Here is a 17,143-nt window from a genome sequence, read left to right on the forward strand (position 1 = left end):
AACCGCGCTCGCCGTGACCGCGGGAACCCTGCTCGCCCTCGGCCTCACCGCGCCCGCCGCCGGCCACCACCCCGAAGGACCACCGCAACCGTTCTTCGCCGAACACGACGACACCTGCACCTTCACCGAGACCAAGGGCCAACTGTCCTGGGCCGCCACGCACCCTCCCCAGCCCCCGGCGGTCAACCTCCGGGGACAGGCGCAGTCGGCCAACCTCGGCGACTGCAACTACCTCGTACCGGTCGTCCCCTACATCGAACTCCAGGCCTACGACCTCGACGACACCGCCGACGAGGCGGACTGGGAGACCGCCGCCACCGCAGTGGACCGCGAGGTCGTCCCCATCCCCGACGACAACCCGATCGACTTCCGCGCCCAGCTCACCCCCACCGCCTGGATCGGAATCGAGCCACCCGACATCGATGTCGTAACCGTCCGCGCCTGCCTCACCACCCGGGTCCACCCGCCCGAGGACCAGACCTACGACGGCGACTGCGGCAAACCCGACGTCCACCACCCGTAGCGGGCGCCGACCCCGGGACCGGCCTTCATCCGAACCAATGAGGAGCCGGATCCCTTGGAAATCGGCCGGTCCCGTGATCACGCCCGCCGCTCCGGGCGTGATCCTGCGCGTCCTACCTGCATCTGGATCGCACCTTGTGCGCAGCCTATGCGGTCGCCGAGTAGTGGACCCGATTCCGAGTCGATCGCAGGCGTTGGACCGCCACGGCACCGAACCACGTGAAGCCGACGGCGATGGCGATGCGCTGCCACAGGCCGTGCCACGAGCCGGTCTGCGTGGTCGAATCGAACAGCGCCAGGGCCGCCATGAGCGTTCCCAGGGACACCGCGGCGGCCGCGACCGTGTACCACATCCAGGGCCTCATGTCCGGATCGTCGGCGAACCGCCAGGCCATGACCGCCATCGCAGCGGTCATGGCCAACCAGGTCGGCAACAGGTTGTTGTCGTGGATCGAACCGACGAGCGTCCCGGTTGCGGTCCCGGTGCCCCCTGGCGGGTAGCCGGGTTTGGGGTCGACCACGAAGGCTCCGGCGATGACGAGCCCGATGCCGAACAGGCCGACCAGCAACGGTCCGGCGACGGCGGCCCGGCCGTGGACCAGCGATCGGCGCAGCCCGACTGCGAAGGCCACCGTGAGCACACCGGCCGCAATGAAGGCGGCGATCACCGTCCAGCCGCGCTCACCGTTGGCCAGCTCGCTGCCGAAGCGCGACCACGGGTCGTAGCCGGGCCGGGTGAAACTCTCGACGAGCAGGACGATCACGAACAGGCTGGGCCCGAATCCGGCCGCGAGCAGGGCCCGGTCGATCCAGAAGATTGAAACGCTCATAGAACTCCTTATCACTGATAAGGATGATTGCACGGTGCTAAGATGCTCTCTCGTGACCGATGGACACGGTGGCGGAGACCACCGCCCGGGGCTGACCCGCCAAGCCGTGGTGGAGGCGGCACTGCGCCTGCTCGACCGGGTCGGCCTCGACGCGCTCAGCACCCGCCGCCTGGCCGCCGAGTTCGGGGTGAAGTCGTCGGCGTTGTACTGGCATTTCCGTGACAAGGAGGAGCTACTGGGGGCGATGTCGGCGACGATCCAACTCGCTCAAGACTTCTCCGGCCCGTCCGAGGGCGAAGCGTGGGCCGAGTGGCTGGTCCGCCGGGGCCGCGAGCATCGCCGTCTCCTGCTGGCCCACCGCGACGGCGCCCGCCTGGTCACGGCCACCAGCCCGGGCCCGGAGGTGGCCGCCCAGGTCGAAGGCGAGCTGGCCGTTCTGGTCAAAGCGGGCTTCAGTCCCGCGGCCGCTCTCAGGTCGGTGATGGCCATCGGCCACTACGTGACCGGATTTGTGCTGGCCGAGCAGGGCGACCCCCACGACTCCGCCGACGGCCCGCCCGCAGGGGCGGCCGAACTACTGGAGGCCAACCCCGTCTTCGCCGACGCGATTGCCGAAGGCGGCGATCCCCAAAGCGAAGCGGCCTTCGAACACGGCCTGCACATGCTCGTCAACGGCATGCGCCCTTATCCGAAGCCGCCCGCTAAGGCATTGAGGGAGCGCCCGTGACCCGCCGCCACCGACCCCTGCCTGGCCCGACCGACCGACTCGTCTTCCGGGAGATGACCGAGGACGACCTTGAGGACATGGCCGGGCTCCTCGGCGATCACGACGTGATGCGCCACTACCCCCGCCCCAAGACGAGGGAGGAAGCCTTCGCCTGGATCGAGTGGAACCGGCGCCTCTACGAGCAGGAAGGATTCGGACTCTGGCTCGTCGCTCTGCGGACGACCGGCGAGTTCGTGGGCGACTGCGGCCTGACCTTGCAGGAGATCGAAGACGTCACCTACCTGGAGGTCGGCTACCACGTCCGGGCCGAGCTGCAGGGCAACGGCTATGCGACCGAAGCGGCGGCGGCCTGCTGCGACCACGCCCGCCACCGCCTGGGTGCGAAGCGACTGGTCGCGATCATCGCCCCGGACAACCAGCCGTCGCAGCGCGTCGCCGAGAAGATAGGCCTGGCATTCGAGCGAAACGCCATATCGCGGTCAGGCGAGAGCGTCCGTATCCACGCCACGACCTGGTGACCGCTGGAGAGGCGGCCAGTTGGTTCACGCCCGAACGACGCCGTTTCACTCCGCTTGCGAGCCACAACCGGTCACTCAACGGCGCGGAACCGCTCGATGAGTCCTCCGGCAAGAGCTTCCGTGACGATGATCGAACTTGGCCTCTGACTCTGAATTCGACTCTTATTGCTCCTCGGCGCCAGGTCCGCCGGGACCGCTTCAATCGAGCTGTGAACGCGAGAAGACCCTGCTACCGGTGTCTTGATATCTACATCCAGCGACGTCGTACCCGAGCAGTCACCCCAGGTCACGGCGTTGATTTCGCGCCTTGCTGACGAGCTGCCCCCGCGGCGACCCCCTCGATGCCCACCATGGGCGCGGCGGAGGGCGCGACCTTGCCGGTGAGGCCTTCTACGACATGCACTGATGTCGGTCTGCCGTCGTGGACTGCGATCGGAGCCGGTCTGCTGGAACGGGATCGAGCGGTGGATGCCTCGACGGCTGCTCGGGCCACCGATGGGCGCTTGGAACGGGTAGGTTGCTTACGTGGCTATGAAAGCTCAGGACGTCGTAGATCTTGTCGATGCGCATCTCGGAGTTCCCCGACGCAAAGCGACGGTTGACGAGTATCTTGCGGGTGGCCCGGATCAGGAGATCCATGGCGTCGCTTTCACCATGATGGCGACGCTCGACGTGCTCCAGCACGCGGTCGAGCAGGGGCTCGACCTGGTTATCTCCCACGAACCGCTGTACTTCCACCATCGCGGGGAATGGAACGCGATGCTCTCAGCCGAGGCCGACCCGGTCCACCACGTGAAGTCGGCGTTCATCGCACGGCACCGGCTGGTCGTACGACGCCTCCACGACGCGATGCACGACACCCGCCCCGATCGGACCGTCGACGGAGCCGCGCATGCTCTGGGTTGGGAGGACTTCGAGCGCGCCGACCTGTCGGCGACCTTCGACATCCCGGCCACGACGCTCGGCTCGCTCGCCGAGTATGCGGCGCGGACCCTCGGCGCCGGCGCCCTCCGCTATATCGGCAACCCCGATCTGCCGGTCACGGTCGCCGGGATTCAGCCCGGCTTCTGGGGTTTCGAGAAGAATCGCGCGATGCTTGCCCACCCCGAAGTCGACGTGCTTCTCATCGGAGAGTCGAACGAGTGGGAGACCGCCGCCTATGCCACCGACGCCGTCGGTGCCGGTCTGCCCAAGGGGCTCATCGTTATCGGCCATGTGCCCTCGGAGCAGGAGGGGATGTCCGAGATGGCGGACCGCCTCGCGGACCTCCTGCCCGGATTCCCCGTTGACTTCATTCCCACCGTAGACTCCTTCCGCACCGTGTCCGCCTAGCGGCGCACGCGCGACAGAAGGCTGTTAGCGCCGCGGCCCTGTCGAGCCGGCGGCACCCCTTCCCGACGGGGGCCGAACATGCCACCGCAGGAAACAAAAAAGGCCCTGTAACCAGGGCCTTCGTACTGTGCACCTAGCGACCGCCTATCTGAACCCATCGCCCCAGGTCACGGCGCTGATTATTGACATTCGTAGCATACTTCACAAAAGTATCTAATAGCTATATACAACACATATTACGACTATTGACTCGGACGTTCCCGATACGCCACAGGCATGTGGAGACAGGCAGCCAGGTAACATCGAGCTCCCGGTTGGAGGAGCCTTATACCAAGATGGAACCACCTAAGAACGAATACTTGCAAATTCAACCCAAAGTCTCGCTGAACGATATCACCAGACCGAACTTTATACGGGAACAATGGAAGAAGCTCCGAAGAAAGGTTCTACTATCATCTAACCTTAGTGATCTCTACCTAGATATCGATCCTATCGATTACGCAGGAATCGAATGGGCAATAGAAGACATTATTACTAACCTATGTGAAGAGATCGAGTCAAATCGCTATCAGCCTGAACAGGCCCGTATCGTTAGAACTGCAAAAGGTAACGGACTTTCACGGCCTCAAGCATATCTGGATCTTAGAGACCTACTCCTCTATAGATCAATTATGCATAAGACCGAGAAGGCTATTCTCGATGGCAACACAGAGTGGGTTGGATTCCGCAAGAGCGAAAAGAACTCGTCTCCAGACGAATCCGGTGTGGAACCCGGATATTCCGGAAGCTGGTATAAGCTCTGGCTAAAGGAGTACGGAGTCGTATCCAAAATGCTCGACATCGATGATGTCAAGTTCATCGTCGAGACCGATATTTCAAACTACTTTGGCTCCATTCAACCGGAAACTATACGAGAACATCTATATTCTCAAACCATCCTTGACAAAGTTACTTCGAGACTCTGCATAAAGATCATTGAAGGAGTGATGCCTAAACCAGACTATGCAAGGGAGTCCCCATTTGGCCTACCACAGGAGATATCTGGATCTTCCCGCACTATTGCACATAGCCTGCTATTCCATCTCGATAGCGAGTTCTTCCCAGAAGGTCAGCAAAACCGATACTCACGCTTCATGGATGACATAACAATCGGCGTCAAGTCGAAACGACAGGGCCTACTTTATGTCTCCCGACTCCAAGCACGACTGGAGGAACTCGGACTATACATCAATGGAGCCAAGACAAAGATCGAGAGCGTTGAAGATTACAAGGATCAGATTCTCGCGCTTACCAACGGCGAGATTCAGAAGATTGAATATTCCATAGATTCTTCATCCCGCAAGCTTCACGATATCCGAGTATACCACCCCCAAGAATCTACTATGACCGAATTGAAGGCCCTCGCCACACAACACCGCGAGCTGTTTCAGCGACCCCGGCGATGGGACCGCGTCCTTAAACGTCTGTACACACTTCAACGCAAGATCGGCATTGAGGATTGGATGCCACACTGGCAAGATGACCTGATTACCAATCCGAAACTAGCTGGCGCAATCCTGGAGTATGTTCGATCATTTCCCCTTACAGAATGCACTCTCGATAGTCTTATTCGCACCAGCCAAGAGCTCAGCGGGCTCTACACCGATATCGGCATTCTAATTCCCGAGACACTGGCTACAACCCCTGTTGAGGCAGATCCAGAACTTTGGAAGATTATCGCAGACCAATGCATCAAAGAATTCCAAAGGAATGCACGGCGCGGCGCCAAGTCTGCGCAGCATGACCAAATTGCATCTGCATGGATGACTCCAGCTTGGAAATTTGCGAACCCGGCGCAACGAAGCTCACTTATTTCACAAGCTAAAGATGCAACGCTCAGGAGCCGAACAATTGGGTTTCAGCTTACTCCACTCATAGCTTCAAGTTCTAGGAATATTGATTCACCTAGCAAAGACCTCTCCACACGAGTTCAGACAAACATCGACTTCCTTCGAAGCCTCATAGACGGCAACAAGAAAGCACTAGAAATAGGTTATCGAAGAATTCAGCCTAGGTCAGTCCTGCTTCCAAATCGGTACATGACCAGACCTAGGTCTATTCCACTTATCGAAATTATTGGCGATTCTGATCCAGATCGACAGAGGCGCAATACAAGATTCGAGTCGTACCTCAATCACCTCCAACTAAACCCAGATCGACTCCGGGACCGCCAGATGGAAGCGATTTTTGAGAAGTGGACTGAGTTATTCTTTAGGCGCCTGTTCGCTGACACGCATTTGCATTACGGAATCAGTGTATTTGGCGTAATCTAGACTGTCAATGACCCCGAGTTTGGTAGCTACAGTGCGAACAGTCCCTAGCGCGGACTCCAGGTCAACCTCCGAAGCCAAGGTCTCGATCTCAAGAAAGGTACCGTCTAGTTCAGGTACATTCACAATAGTTGCAAGGATCAAGCGATCGCAGTAGGTGAAGCGATAGTTCTGACAACGTTTCGTTAGGCTTACCAGCTCGACCATTCCCAAGTCGCGGAGCAGAACTTCGACAGAGTTCGGGTCGGCGACGACTGTTTCGTGCTCAGGTTTAGAGCCACTGGCATCAGCGGGGGGTTGTTTGTAGGTTAGCAGGTGGGTGGTGTCGGTTCGGGTTTCGATGGTGCGGAGGCGGATTTCTCGGCCTTCGGTGTCGAGGCGGTGGTCGGGCCAGTCGTAGTAGGTGTCGTGGTAGGTAGCGGGTTCTTCGGTGGCGCGTTCGCGGAGCCAGCGCCGGACGGCTTCGACGTCGCGGACTCGGGCTTTCAGCTCGGCTTCGATCACGGGTACCAGCTTCTCAGATCAGGCGGTCGGCGTTCGTCCAGAGGTCTTCAAATTGGCGGGTGAAGCCGACGTGGAGCATGTTGTACTGCGCGGCGGTGAGGCGGTAGATGCTCGATTGGTGGCCTTCGGTGGTGCTGTTGAACATCGACAGGTAGATGAGGTCGTCAAGTCGGATGATCCGCCAGGTCGGGAGGGTCGAGTAGACCGCGACATTCAGGTCGAGGTGCGGGTGGTCGGTGAGCTCGCGGAGTCGAGCGATCGACAGGCAGATGCCGGCGGTGAAGGACTCTGCTGACTCGCCGATCTCCTTGGCTCGGTGGGCTGCGGCGGGGCTGTCGGGGTCGAGTAGCAGGACTCGGGCTTTGACCGGTTCGGGTCGTTCGGCGGTCAGCGGTTCGCGCAGGAGGGAATCGTTGAGGCCGATCAGGCCGAGGGCTCGGACGGCCAGCAGATCGACGGTGCGCGCTTGCCAGGCGGCGTCGCGGATTTCTTTGGCGGCGGAGGCTTGGGAGGCGAAGACGCGTGTGATGCCGATGCGTGCGGCTTGAGCTTCGGAGGCTTCAGGCTCACCGATTGCAGGGGCGAGTCCGAGCAGGTGGCGGGCTCGGTCAGGCATGCCGAGGCCGTCTGCGATGCGTTCGAGGACTTCGATGCTGGCGATCTTGCGTCTGCCGTTGAAGATCTCGTTCGTGCGGCCCTGGCCGAGTCCGGTGGCGATGCCGATGCGGGACTGGGTCAAGCCACCATACTGCTGAACCAAGCGGAAGACGGCGGTCATGTCTCTGGCCGCGAGCGCCTGCCGCATGGAGTCGCGAGTCCAGAGGTCGTCGGGGAGATCCACGGGAACGAACAACGGTGTGTCCATAGGCATTAACATTACATCTCATCATGAGATACCCGCCTGGGGCTAGCGGGGCCGGTAGGCGGTTCGTGACGATGGGTATTGCACAACGGGCCGCCGTCCCGATTCCACACGCGCGGCGGCCCGCTTCACCAGAACTCGTTGAAAGGAGCGTCCTGGTGACGACCGCAAGCCTACGAGCCGCCGAGCCCGGCGGCAAGACCTCACCGGAAGTGCTCGGGGAGTGGACGACCGGCACCGGCAACCGGCTCACACTCATGGCCCGCAAGGGCACCGGATACGCCTCGACCTGGCTGAACTATCGCGGGCAGCCGGTCAAGATCGGCTACGCCCTGCACTCCGGCGGCGTCGTCCGCTCGGTCTGCTGGGAGGAACCCTGGCGCGACCAGACCGAGGCATGGAAGGCCGAGCAGCGCCGCCAGATCGCCGCTCTCATCGCCGCCTGGCATGCCGAACAACCGCTCCCGACCAAATCCGATCCGCTACCGGCCTCCGTGATCGGTACGTTCGACCTCGATGGCTTCCGGTTCGCCGTCGAACCGCAGGTCGCCTCCGAGCAGGCCCTGCTCAGCGTCCTGAACGTTGCGGGCGGCCTGACGCCGGTCGCCGATCTGCTGCACGATGCCGGGCGCATCTGCGGGATGGTCACCCGACCAGGCTGGAAGTCGACACCCGATGACCGCAAGCGGCATTGGCGACGCGAGGCCGAGGCGATCCTGACCCGCGCGGCCGAGCACGGGCGACTCTGAATCGACCCCTCTCGCGGGGCCGCCGGGTGGGCGGCGCGCCCCGCACCCTCATGGCTCGGGCGCGGCGGGCAGCTGACCCGAATTCCTCCCGACCCGCCGCGCCCAGCTCTACACAACAACGGGCCTCATCCAGGTGCCGTCCGGCCGGGGAACGGCACCGCAACGATCGTCCCGGCAGAACAGGAACCGATACACATGCACTCCACTCGGACCAGACACGGGCGCGACCTGATCGCCCCCGCGACCTTCGACCGGCTGACGGGTCGACTGATAGCCCATCACGACCTCGATTCCGATACCGCCGAGCGCGTGGTCGATCAAGCAGCGGCGTTCATTGCCGCCTGCGCGGCCACCAGCGCGCCATTGTCGCCCTCGGCTGCCGTGGACTTGGGCTGGCACGCCTTCATCCTGCATACCCGCGACTACGCCGCCTTCTGCGAAACGGTCGCGGGCGGCTTCATTCACCACGTCCCGCACGTGGAGTCCGCCAACACCGAGGAAGCGGCAGTCCAGACGGCACTCGAACAGACCATGGCGGCGATCCGCGCTGCCGGGATGTGGGTGGACGAGGAGTTGTGGCGCGTCGACGGCGGCGTCAAGTGCTCGCAGTGCCACAATGGCTGCGCCGACGACCCCCCACCCGACCGAGCCTGAACTGGTAGGCGACTTTGAGCGCAACTGCCGACGACTGCCTCGATCCCGCCCTCCGCGCGGTCCTTACCGACCGGCTCGGTGGTGGGATCGAGGCTCGTCCGATCGAGGCGGGCGTGCATGCGGCCTTCACTGGCACTGTCGGAGTGGATGGGCAAGTGTGGTTCTGCAAGGCCACGCCGACCGCCAATGCGCGGCTTTCGCGCATGCTCGCCGATGAAGCACGAGTAGCTCCGATGCTCAGGGGGCTCGCGCCGGAGTTGGTCGCCTACATCGAGGCGGGCGGGTGGCAGGTGCTGTTGCTCGAGCATGTTCCCGGTCGTCACGCTGAACTCAGCCCGGGAAGCCCCGACCTGGAGCTACTGGCCGCGGTGGTCGACCAGCTCCATGAGACTGCCAACAGGCAGCGAGTCGACTCGCTACCGCGACTCGTTGACCAGTGGCGGCGGGCGAGTCCGTGGCGGCGCCTTCAAGCCCTGCCGCAGGCCGACCTGTCACCAGCGATAGCCTCTCGGCTCGAGTGGGCCGCAGCGGGCGAGCAGGGCCGCTTGTCGGTGCTGGAGGCCGAGACGCTCGCCCACACCGATCTGCACGCACTCAACGTCCTCATCGCCGGCGATCGGGTTCGGATCGTGGACTGGGCGTGGGCCAGAACCGCTCCACCTTGGTTCGACGCGCTCCTGCTCACCGTCCGCCTGGTCGATGCCGGGCACTCCCCCGCCGACGCGCTCTCTTGGCTCGGAAGCACCAGGCCGGGCCGATCACTCGACGCTACGACCGCAACGGCGGGTCTGATCGAGGCCGCCGGGATGTGGACCTGGCTCAGTCGGCGCGACCAAGCCCGGCCCCATCTGAAGACGATCACCGAGGCCGCCATCCGGCTTCTCGATCGCCTGGCCCTCGCATGACAGGCCGGAATACGAGTCCGGACCTGCCCTAAGGTGCCCGCGGGAGAATATATTGTCGGGGTTCGGAGCCACCCCTAGTAACCGGCTTTGACCAGCCAGAACGCCGGGTAGTCAGCCGCTGCGAGGTGCGGGGGTCCATGTGCCGGACACTGTGCGGGACCCAGCCTGCGGGGGCCAGTTGTCCGGACACTTGTCCGCCGCTCCCACCGGCCCAGCCACATGCAGCGCCGCCCAGCGCGCCCGCAACATTATTCTGGCGGCGCAAACGTGGATCCGGCTCAGTCGGTTGGACCTGACCGGTTCACACATGACTTGGATCGCGCCAACCGGCCCTGGTCGAGATCGTGGCCCGGCCGTCACCCGTGCTCTGCCGTCCCCGCGGGAGATATATTGTCGGGCTTGGCGACTCGGGGGTTCCTCGCGCTGCTACCTGGACGGATGGTGGGTAACCGGGACGCGCTTCGTTCAGGCCCAGTCTGGGAACGCATCCGTGGGTACCAGCCACCGGGGGCCAGCTTCAGGGATGCGTGTTGGTCACATTCATCGATCCAGCGGTCAACGGCGGCCAACTCAACGTGGAACGCCTTCATTCGGAGCGTCGAACTGCCGGCTTTCCTCCGTGACTACCCTGGCTGAGCTGCAATTGAGCTCCCGACTACCCTGGCTACCCTCCCGGTAGTCGGCCATGAGCACGCTGCCGCGGACCGGAAGCATCCCGGGAGGGTAACCATCCCTGACCTGCGCAGTAACCACCTACACGGTGCCCCCAATTCCGCATCAAGACTCGCTCCCGCCGAATCCCGTACGATGGAGGGGAGTCTGGATTGTTCGATGCCCGGTGGGACGCACCCCGTGCCGCATCTACCACCGTCTGCTGCGCCAACGGCTACCGGCGAATGGTCGGTCTTCTTCGAAGTCGACCCGGCACCGCCGATCTCCAGCTTCTGCTCCGTCATCACCGTTTCGGAATGCGGATCTTCGGACCGGGAATTCGCCGCTCCTACGACGCCCGGGCTTCGCGGGCGCTCGACGCAGTCACGGAGTTCCTCTAGCGTTGCTATTGATGCCCTGGCCTGGGGTTTTACAGGGTGGTGGCCCTGGTGAGCCGCCGTGATGACTCGATCCGAGTCACCGGGAAACGATGCGAAACACTCGATACCCGCCAGCTCGCTCACCTGCTCGTCCGCATGGCCCAACGCCAGCCCGACGGTGCCGAGCCAGCCCCGTGCCAGGGCGTCAGACGAATCGACGGCAATCTTGAAGGCGAGTTCGAGGAATGACATCCAGCAAGGGCGACAAGCCGCTCCGTGGCGGACGTGCGGTGCTGTATCTGCGGGTCTCGGACCCCAAGCAGGTCAACACCGACTACGACCCCGAGGGCAACTCCATCCCCGCGCAACGGAAGGCGTGCATCGAGCTGGCCGGCCAGCTCGGTTTGACGGTCGTCGAGGAGTACGTCGAACCGGGACGCTCGGCGAAGACGATCGACCGCAGGCCGCGCTTCAACGCGATGATGGAGCGCGTGCGCCGGGACCGGGATGTCGACGCGATCATCATCTACATGCGCTCGCGGATCTTCCGCAACGCCGCCGACTCCGCCATGACCCGCCGCGAACTCAAACAACTCGGCGTCTCTCTGCTGTCGGTCAAGGACCCCACCACCGACTCGATATCGGGCGACATGCTCGCCGGAATCCTCGACGTGGTCAACGAGTACCAATCCCGCGCGGCTGGCGACGACATCGCCTACAAGATGGAGGCCAAGGCCCAGCGTGGCGGCACCCCGAACCGGGCGCGGCTGGGATACCTGAACGCCACCGATTCCGTCGAGGGCCGCCCGGTGCGCACCGTCATCCCCGACCCCGAACGCGCGCCGCTGGTGCAGATGCTCTTCGAGCATTACGCCACCGGCCAGTACACCTTCAAACAACTCCGCGAAACGGTCACCGCCGCCGGACTGCGAACCCGACCGACCAAGCGCTACCCGGCCGGATGCGAACTGTCGATCCACGCCATCGGCAAGATCCTAAAGGACCGCTACTACCTCGGCAAAGTCCCCTACAAAGGACGCGAATACGACGGCCGCCACCAACCGCTCGTGACGGCCGAGCTGTTCGACCAGGTCCAGCAAGTGCTCTACGTTCAGCGCAACGCCGGGACCAGGGACCGCAAGTGGGACCACTACCTCAAAGGACTGGTGCACTGCGCCCGCTGCAAGCGGCGACTCACCCTGGAGCGCGCCAAGTCCAAGACCAGCCGCTACTACTTCTACTTCCTGTGCCTCGGAAGAGCCAGCGGCGAATGCGACCTCCCCCGGATGGCCGTCGAAGCCGTCGAAGACCATGTCGTCACACACTGGGCCACCGTCACTATCAGCCATGACGAGGCCGACGAGATTCGCTCCGGACTCGCCGATGCACTGGAAGCCGAAGGCTCAGTGACCGAGGCGATGCGGCGGGAACTGGAGCGCGAACTGCGGCGCCTCGAGACCGCCGAGAATCAGTGCGTCGACCTCATCGGCCATCCCGACTGGCCCGCCGACAAGCTCACCGACAAGATCCGCCGCCTCCGCGACCAGCGCGAGGCCATCAATGCTCGGCTCAAAGATGTCCACGCGCAGCGGCTCGACCAGGCCGGCGAGACCGTTGAGCTGCTACTGCAGCTGATGAGTGATCCGAAGCGGTTCTATCGTGACGCCGCCGACGATATCCGGCGCATGCTCAACCGGATCTGCTTCAACAAGCTGTTCCTCGATCGAGGCGACCACGGACCTACCGTGAAACGGACCGAACACGCCGAGACGGCCGGGCCGCTGGTCCGATGGGTGTGCGATCGTAGAGACACCAATGGCGCTACCCCTACGGGTAACGCCACTGAAAACTATGTTCAAAAACACCCGGGTTCTGATAAGGAACCCTTTGTGCGCGAGGGGGGACTTGAACCCCCACGTCCGTTAATAGGACACTAGCACCTCAAGCTAGCGCGTCTGCCATTCCGCCACTCGCGCGGGCACACAGAGAGTCTATCTGGATTTGGTTTTGCCTGCCAGTGGGGCCTGTCGGCTTCCCCGGCGCGCGAGATGAAACTTTACACGACCCTTGGGGGGTTCCGCCAAGGGGGTTCACGGTCCCGACGGCGGGCGCGCGACGGCTACGCTTGTGGCATGACCGTGACCGCGCCTGGACTCCCCGACTCGGCGCTGGCACATTGGGACCTCGGCCAGATCTACCGGATGCAGCGGGTCCAGACCGGCTTGATGAACCGAAGCTGGCGGGTGGACACCTCCTCCGGGTCCTACCTGCTGAAGCTGTTCAGGGACGTCACCGGTGCTGAACTCCAGTTCCAGTTCCATGTGCTGCAGACGCTCGGCGCCTCGGGCGTGCCCGTGGTGCTGCCGACTCCCAGTCGTCAGGGCCTGTCGACCATCCTGCTCGAAGGCGAGGAGTTCGGGGTCTTCCCCTGGGTCGCCGGGCGGCACCGCTCCGGCCTGTCGATGACCAAGGAGGCGTGCCGGGAACTCGGGTCGGTCATCGGGCGGCTCCACCGGACGCTGCACACCGCGATCCCGGCCGACCGCCCGCCCAAGGTCGAGACGCCGCCCACGACCGAGGCGGCCCTGCAGAAGGTCGACCGACTGCTCGACCTGGTCGCGGCAGGCCGCGGCGACAAGACCGGATTCGAGGCCACCGCCGAGCAGACGCTCCGGCTCAAGCGCGGACTGCTGGTCAGGCTCGGGGACCGCCGGCCCCCCGACATGCCGCCGCAGTACGTCGGCTATATCCACGGCGACCTGCACCCGCACAACGTGCTGCACGGCCACGGCGACGCGGTCTCGGCGATCCTGGACTGGGACCGGCTGACCGTGTCCGCCTACGCCCGCGAGATGGTCCGCTCCGCCGTGTTCTATTTCACCTACGGCGACGAGCGCGGCCTGGACTCGGACCGGATCAGGGCCTTCGCCGGCGGCTACCGCTCGGTGTTCGACGTCGGAGAGCCCGAGATCGGGCTCGCGACGCATCAACTCTGGTGGGACCGCCTCACCGACAACTGGGTCATCGAGTGGCATTACGTTCGTCACAACTCAGCCTGTGATCACCTGCTGCCCGGCCAGACCGGACTGGTCAAGTGGTGGACGATCCACTATTCCCAGGTGGAGCAGTCCCTCATGGGCCGCTGAGGCCGATTCGCGAGTGACACCCCCGTGTCGCCTCTGCCACAATGGCCACCATGAGTGAACTTCCCCTCCTGCACCTCCAGGGCAGCCCCTTTCGCCAAGGCGTGCAACAGGGGCGGCAACTGCGCGACCAGATCGCCGCCAACATCGAGGTGTACCGGTCCCGGATGCTGACGTCGGGGCTGAAGGAGGCCGAGCTCGTGGACCGTTCGCAGCGGTTCCTGGGGCTGTTCACCCGGGAGGACGCCGCCTACCGGGCGATCATGGACGGGATCGCCGAGGGCTCGGGGCAGACGATCCTCGACATCGCCCTGCTGAACGCGCGATACGAGCTGCTCTACAGCGCCTGGAGCGAGTTCGGCAAACCCACCGCCGAATCCATCCGCGGGGAGTGCACCGCCTTCGGCGGGCCCGCGGGCGTCTTCGCAGGCGGCGGCACGCAGATCGGGCAGAACTGGGATTGGTTCACCGGGGTCGAGGGCGCACTCCTGCAGTGGAAGAGCGGCGAGACGACCGTGCTCGGATTCACCGAGGCTGGCGTCGCCGGGGCCAAGATCGGCATCAACAGCGCCGGGCTGGGGCTCTGCGTCAACGGGCTCGGCGCCGCCGCCGACGATTGGAGAATCGACTCGGTGCCGTTCCACCTGCGCACATGGCGCATCCTCCAGTCGACGACCTTCCAGGGGGCGATCGGGCACGCCGCCGCCCCGCGGCCGGCCTGCTCGGCGAACTTCGTCATCGGCAGCGCCGACGGCGGCGTCGCCACCGTCGAGACCTCCCCGCCGGGCTCACGCGTGATCTACCAGACCGGCGAGGAACCGCTGGTGCATGCCAACCACTTCCGCTCCCCCGAGGCTCTCGGCGTCCATCAGAGCTGGCTCGAGTCGGGGCGCGTTTCGACCTTCCACCGCTGCGAGCGCATGGAGACGCTGCTGGGAAAGGAGACCGCCCCCATCGCCGCCGAGCGGCTGCACGCGGCCATGCGGGACCACGACGGCGGCCCGCTGGCGATCTGCCGCCACCCGGTCGAGACCGACCCGGAGGAACTGCGCACGCATACCGCCCTGGCGGTGCATCTGGACCTGGAGGCCCGGCGGTTCAGCTACACCTGGGGGCCGCCCTGCGAATCCGAGTTCACCGCCGTCGGACTCTAGGTTCGGGCTGCGAGAGCTCCCAGCAGGCCACCGAGGTCGCCGCGGCGACGTTCAGAGAGTCGACCCCGGCGTGCATCGGGATCACCGCGGCCGTATCGCAGGCGGCCAGCGCGGGACCGGTCAGACCCGGTCCTTCGGCGCCGAACATGAGCGCCGGGCGCTCCCGGTCGGCAGCGCCGACTTCGGAGATGTCGATCGCTTCGGCCGAGGGGCTGAGGCCGATGAGGGCGAATCCGGCGTCGCGGATCTGCTTCAGGCCGTCGGGCCAGGGGCTCAGGTAGGTGTAGGGGACGGCGAACACCTCCCCCATGCTCACGCGGACGCTGCGGCGGTACAGGGGGTCGGCGCAGTCGGGGGCCAGGAGCACGCCGTCGAAGCCGAGCCCGGCGGCGACGCGGAAGATCGCGCCGATGTTGGTGTGGTTGTTGATCCCTTCCAGGACCACCAGGCGCCGGGTCCGTTCGAGGATCTCGGCCGGTTCGGGCAGGGTCCGGCGGTGGAAGGAGGCCAGGGTGCCGCGGTGGACGTGGAAACCGGTGACCGCTTCCAGGAGTTCGGGTCCGGCGGTGTAGCAGGGCGCGTCCTCGGCCAGGCCCGCGAGCTGGTCGGTGCGCTTGGCGTCGATGAGCATCGAGCGCATCCGGTACCCGGCGCGCAGGGCGCGCTCGACGACCTGGCGGCCTTCGGCGATGAACAGGCCGTTCGGCGGCTCGAAGCGGGTGCGCAGCGCCAGGTCGGTCAGGGCGCGGTAGTCGGCGAGGCGCTCGTCGTCGGGGTCGTCGATGGCGATGACTGGGTAGGACACCCTTCGATTGTGCCGCAGAGGCCGGGCGCCGCGGGACGAACGTCCCGCGGCGCCCGGTGCGGTCTATTCGTTCGCCGGGGGCAGCTCGGAGCTGCGCTTGCGGCTCTCGCTGAGGTTCCTGACCTCTTGGGCGGCCTGCTCGGCCGCCTCGAGCGCCTTGGCGGCCTCGTCGTCGAGCCGGAGGGCGCTGGTGTCGACCTCGACCTCGTCGTCCTCCTCGGAGGGGGCCTGGATGCCGCCGAAGGCGTTGCCGAGGCTGCCGAGGGCGCGGGTGAGCTCGGCGGGGATGACCCACATCTTGTTGGATTCGCCCTGGGCGATCTCGGGGAGCTTCTGCAGGTACTGGTAGGCCAGCACCCGGTCGGTGGGCTTGGCGGTGTGGATGGAGGCGAAGACGGTCTGGATGGCCTTGGCCTGGCCGTCGGCGTGCAGCACTTCGGCGTCGCGTTCACCTTTGGCGCGCAGGACCTTCGACTGCTGCTCGCCCTCTGCCTTGAGGATCTCGGAGCGCTTGACGCCTTCGGCGGTGAGGATGGTGGCGCGGCGGTCGCGCTCGGCGCGCATCTGCTTCTCCATCGCGTCGCGGATGCTCGGCGGCGGTTCGATGGCCCGCAGTTCGACGCGGGTGACCTTCAGGCCCCACTTGTCGGTGGCCTTGTCGAGCTCGGCGGCGAGACGCGAGTTGATCTCCTCGCGGCTGGTGAGGGTCTGCTCCAGGTCCATGGCACCGACGACGTTGCGCAGCGTGGTGGTGGTCAACTGCTCGACGCCGGAGAGGTAGTCGTCGATGTTGTACACCGCGTGGGTGGGCTGGGTGATGATGTAGTAGAGGACGGTGTCGATGTGCACCATCAGGTTGTCCTCGGTGATCACCGGCTGCGGCGGGAAGTTGACCACGCGCTCGCGGAGGTCGACCTTGGCCCGGACGGTGTCGACGAAGGGGACCAGCAGGCGCGGTCCCGGTTCGAGGGTGCGGCGGTAGCGCCCGAGGCGCTCGATGACGTAGTTCCACTGTTGAGGGACGATTCGGATCGAACGTGCGAGCACGATGATCGCGAAGGCCGCGATGATGAGTAGGAGTATTCCGATCGGGTCCAT

At 64.7% G+C, this 17,143-nt stretch carries 16 protein-coding genes, 1 tRNA gene and 1 pseudogene; 11 read left to right on the top strand and 7 right to left on the bottom strand.

Going from position 1 to position 17,143, the window contains the following annotated elements:
• Positions 1 to 523, top strand: a 523-nt coding sequence (locus CUT39_RS04805) for a hypothetical protein (protein ID WP_157930483.1), incomplete at its 5' end; no start/stop codon positions are given.
• 145 nt (positions 524 to 668) lie between these two features.
• Here CUT39_RS04805 and CUT39_RS04810 read toward each other — a convergent pair.
• Positions 669 to 1,352 carry a DUF998 domain-containing protein gene (locus tag CUT39_RS04810; protein WP_100444843.1) on the bottom strand — a complete coding sequence of 228 codons (684 nt, stop codon included), beginning with the start codon at positions 1,350 to 1,352 and terminating at the stop codon, positions 669 to 671.
• A gap of 52 nt (positions 1,353 to 1,404) precedes the next feature.
• Here CUT39_RS04810 and CUT39_RS04815 point away from each other — a divergent pair, with 52 nt between their 5' ends.
• The 4 genes from CUT39_RS04815 to CUT39_RS04830 all read left to right on the top strand — a co-directional run bounded on the left by CUT39_RS04815 (position 1,405) and on the right by CUT39_RS04830 (position 6,241).
• The gene (locus CUT39_RS04815; RefSeq protein WP_198586886.1) at positions 1,405 to 2,079 is read left to right on the top strand and encodes a TetR/AcrR family transcriptional regulator C-terminal domain-containing protein; all 675 of its coding nucleotides are present in this window, start codon (positions 1,405 to 1,407) and stop codon (positions 2,077 to 2,079) included.
• Positions 2,076 to 2,597 carry a GNAT family N-acetyltransferase gene (locus CUT39_RS04820; protein WP_198586887.1) on the top strand — a complete coding sequence of 174 codons (522 nt, stop codon included), beginning with the start codon at positions 2,076 to 2,078 and terminating at the stop codon, positions 2,595 to 2,597. The genes CUT39_RS04815 and CUT39_RS04820 overlap by 4 nt, the downstream gene beginning before the upstream one ends.
• A 531-nt stretch (positions 2,598 to 3,128) precedes the next feature.
• On the top strand, positions 3,129 to 3,929 hold the full coding sequence (locus tag CUT39_RS04825; protein WP_198586888.1) for a Nif3-like dinuclear metal center hexameric protein: 801 nt from the start codon (positions 3,129 to 3,131) through the stop codon (positions 3,927 to 3,929).
• Positions 3,930 to 4,264: 335 nt separating this feature from the next.
• A complete protein-coding gene (locus CUT39_RS04830; RefSeq protein WP_100444998.1) occupies positions 4,265 to 6,241 on the top strand; it encodes an RNA-directed DNA polymerase in 1,977 nt (658 codons plus the stop codon).
• Here CUT39_RS04830 and CUT39_RS04835 read toward each other — a convergent pair.
• Positions 6,173 to 6,742 carry a class IV adenylate cyclase gene (locus CUT39_RS04835; protein WP_100444845.1) on the bottom strand — a complete coding sequence of 190 codons (570 nt, stop codon included), beginning with the start codon at positions 6,740 to 6,742 and terminating at the stop codon, positions 6,173 to 6,175. The two genes, CUT39_RS04830 and CUT39_RS04835, sit on opposite strands and share 69 nt — an antisense overlap.
• Before the next feature lie 13 nt (positions 6,743 to 6,755).
• Positions 6,756 to 7,607, bottom strand: a complete 852-nt coding sequence (locus CUT39_RS04840; protein ID WP_100444846.1) for a helix-turn-helix domain-containing protein — start codon at positions 7,605 to 7,607, stop codon at positions 6,756 to 6,758.
• A 155-nt stretch (positions 7,608 to 7,762) separates the two neighbouring features.
• On the opposite strand from CUT39_RS04840, the gene CUT39_RS04845 reads away from it, so the two are divergent.
• The 4 genes and pseudogenes from CUT39_RS04845 to CUT39_RS21665 form a co-directional block, all read left to right on the top strand.
• Positions 7,763 to 8,353, top strand: a complete 591-nt coding sequence (locus CUT39_RS04845; RefSeq protein WP_100444847.1) for a hypothetical protein — start codon at positions 7,763 to 7,765, stop codon at positions 8,351 to 8,353.
• Positions 8,354 to 8,548: 195 nt separating this feature from the next.
• On the top strand, positions 8,549 to 9,007 hold the full coding sequence (locus CUT39_RS04850) for a glycine-rich domain-containing protein (protein WP_100444848.1): 459 nt from the start codon (positions 8,549 to 8,551) through the stop codon (positions 9,005 to 9,007).
• Positions 9,008 to 9,021: 14 nt separating this feature from the next.
• Positions 9,022 to 9,912 carry a phosphotransferase family protein gene (locus CUT39_RS04855; protein WP_100444849.1) on the top strand — a complete coding sequence of 297 codons (891 nt, stop codon included), beginning with the start codon at positions 9,022 to 9,024 and terminating at the stop codon, positions 9,910 to 9,912.
• 1,276 nt (positions 9,913 to 11,188) lie between these two features.
• Positions 11,189 to 12,208 (top strand): annotated as a pseudogene (locus CUT39_RS21665) (recombinase family protein); the annotation flags it as partial.
• 138 nt (positions 12,209 to 12,346) lie between these two features.
• On the opposite strand, the gene CUT39_RS21010 reads toward CUT39_RS21665, so the two are convergent.
• Positions 12,347 to 12,526: a hypothetical protein gene (locus CUT39_RS21010; RefSeq protein ID WP_232805589.1), complete on the bottom strand. Its 180-nt coding sequence runs from the start codon at positions 12,524 to 12,526 to the stop codon at positions 12,347 to 12,349.
• 307 nt (positions 12,527 to 12,833) lie between these two features.
• Positions 12,834 to 12,919 (bottom strand) — tRNA-Leu (locus tag CUT39_RS04870).
• Positions 12,920 to 13,075: 156 nt separating this feature from the next.
• Between CUT39_RS04870 and CUT39_RS04875 the strand changes: the two genes are divergently transcribed.
• Together CUT39_RS04875 and CUT39_RS04880 are read left to right on the top strand one after the other, a co-directional pair.
• Positions 13,076 to 14,089 (top strand): phosphotransferase, encoded by a 1,014-nt coding sequence (locus CUT39_RS04875; RefSeq protein ID WP_157930484.1) that lies wholly within the window; start codon positions 13,076 to 13,078, stop codon positions 14,087 to 14,089.
• Between the two features lie 50 nt (positions 14,090 to 14,139).
• Entirely contained in the window at positions 14,140 to 15,240 is a 1,101-nt protein-coding gene (locus tag CUT39_RS04880) for a C45 family autoproteolytic acyltransferase/hydolase (RefSeq protein WP_157930485.1), read from the top strand.
• Here the strand turns inward: CUT39_RS04880 and CUT39_RS04885 are convergent.
• Together CUT39_RS04885 and CUT39_RS04890 are read right to left on the bottom strand one after the other, a co-directional pair.
• Positions 15,221 to 16,045: a TrmH family RNA methyltransferase gene (locus CUT39_RS04885; RefSeq protein ID WP_198586889.1), complete on the bottom strand. Its 825-nt coding sequence runs from the start codon at positions 16,043 to 16,045 to the stop codon at positions 15,221 to 15,223. The genes CUT39_RS04880 and CUT39_RS04885 overlap by 20 nt on opposite strands.
• Positions 16,046 to 16,108: 63 nt before the next feature.
• The gene (locus tag CUT39_RS04890) at positions 16,109 to 17,143 is read right to left on the bottom strand and encodes an SPFH domain-containing protein (RefSeq protein WP_100444853.1); all 1,035 of its coding nucleotides are present in this window, start codon (positions 17,141 to 17,143) and stop codon (positions 16,109 to 16,111) included.

Source organism: Glycomyces xiaoerkulensis (genome assembly GCF_002798405.1).
GTDB classification, from domain to species: Bacteria; Actinomycetota; Actinomycetes; order Mycobacteriales; family Micromonosporaceae; genus Glycomyces; species Glycomyces xiaoerkulensis.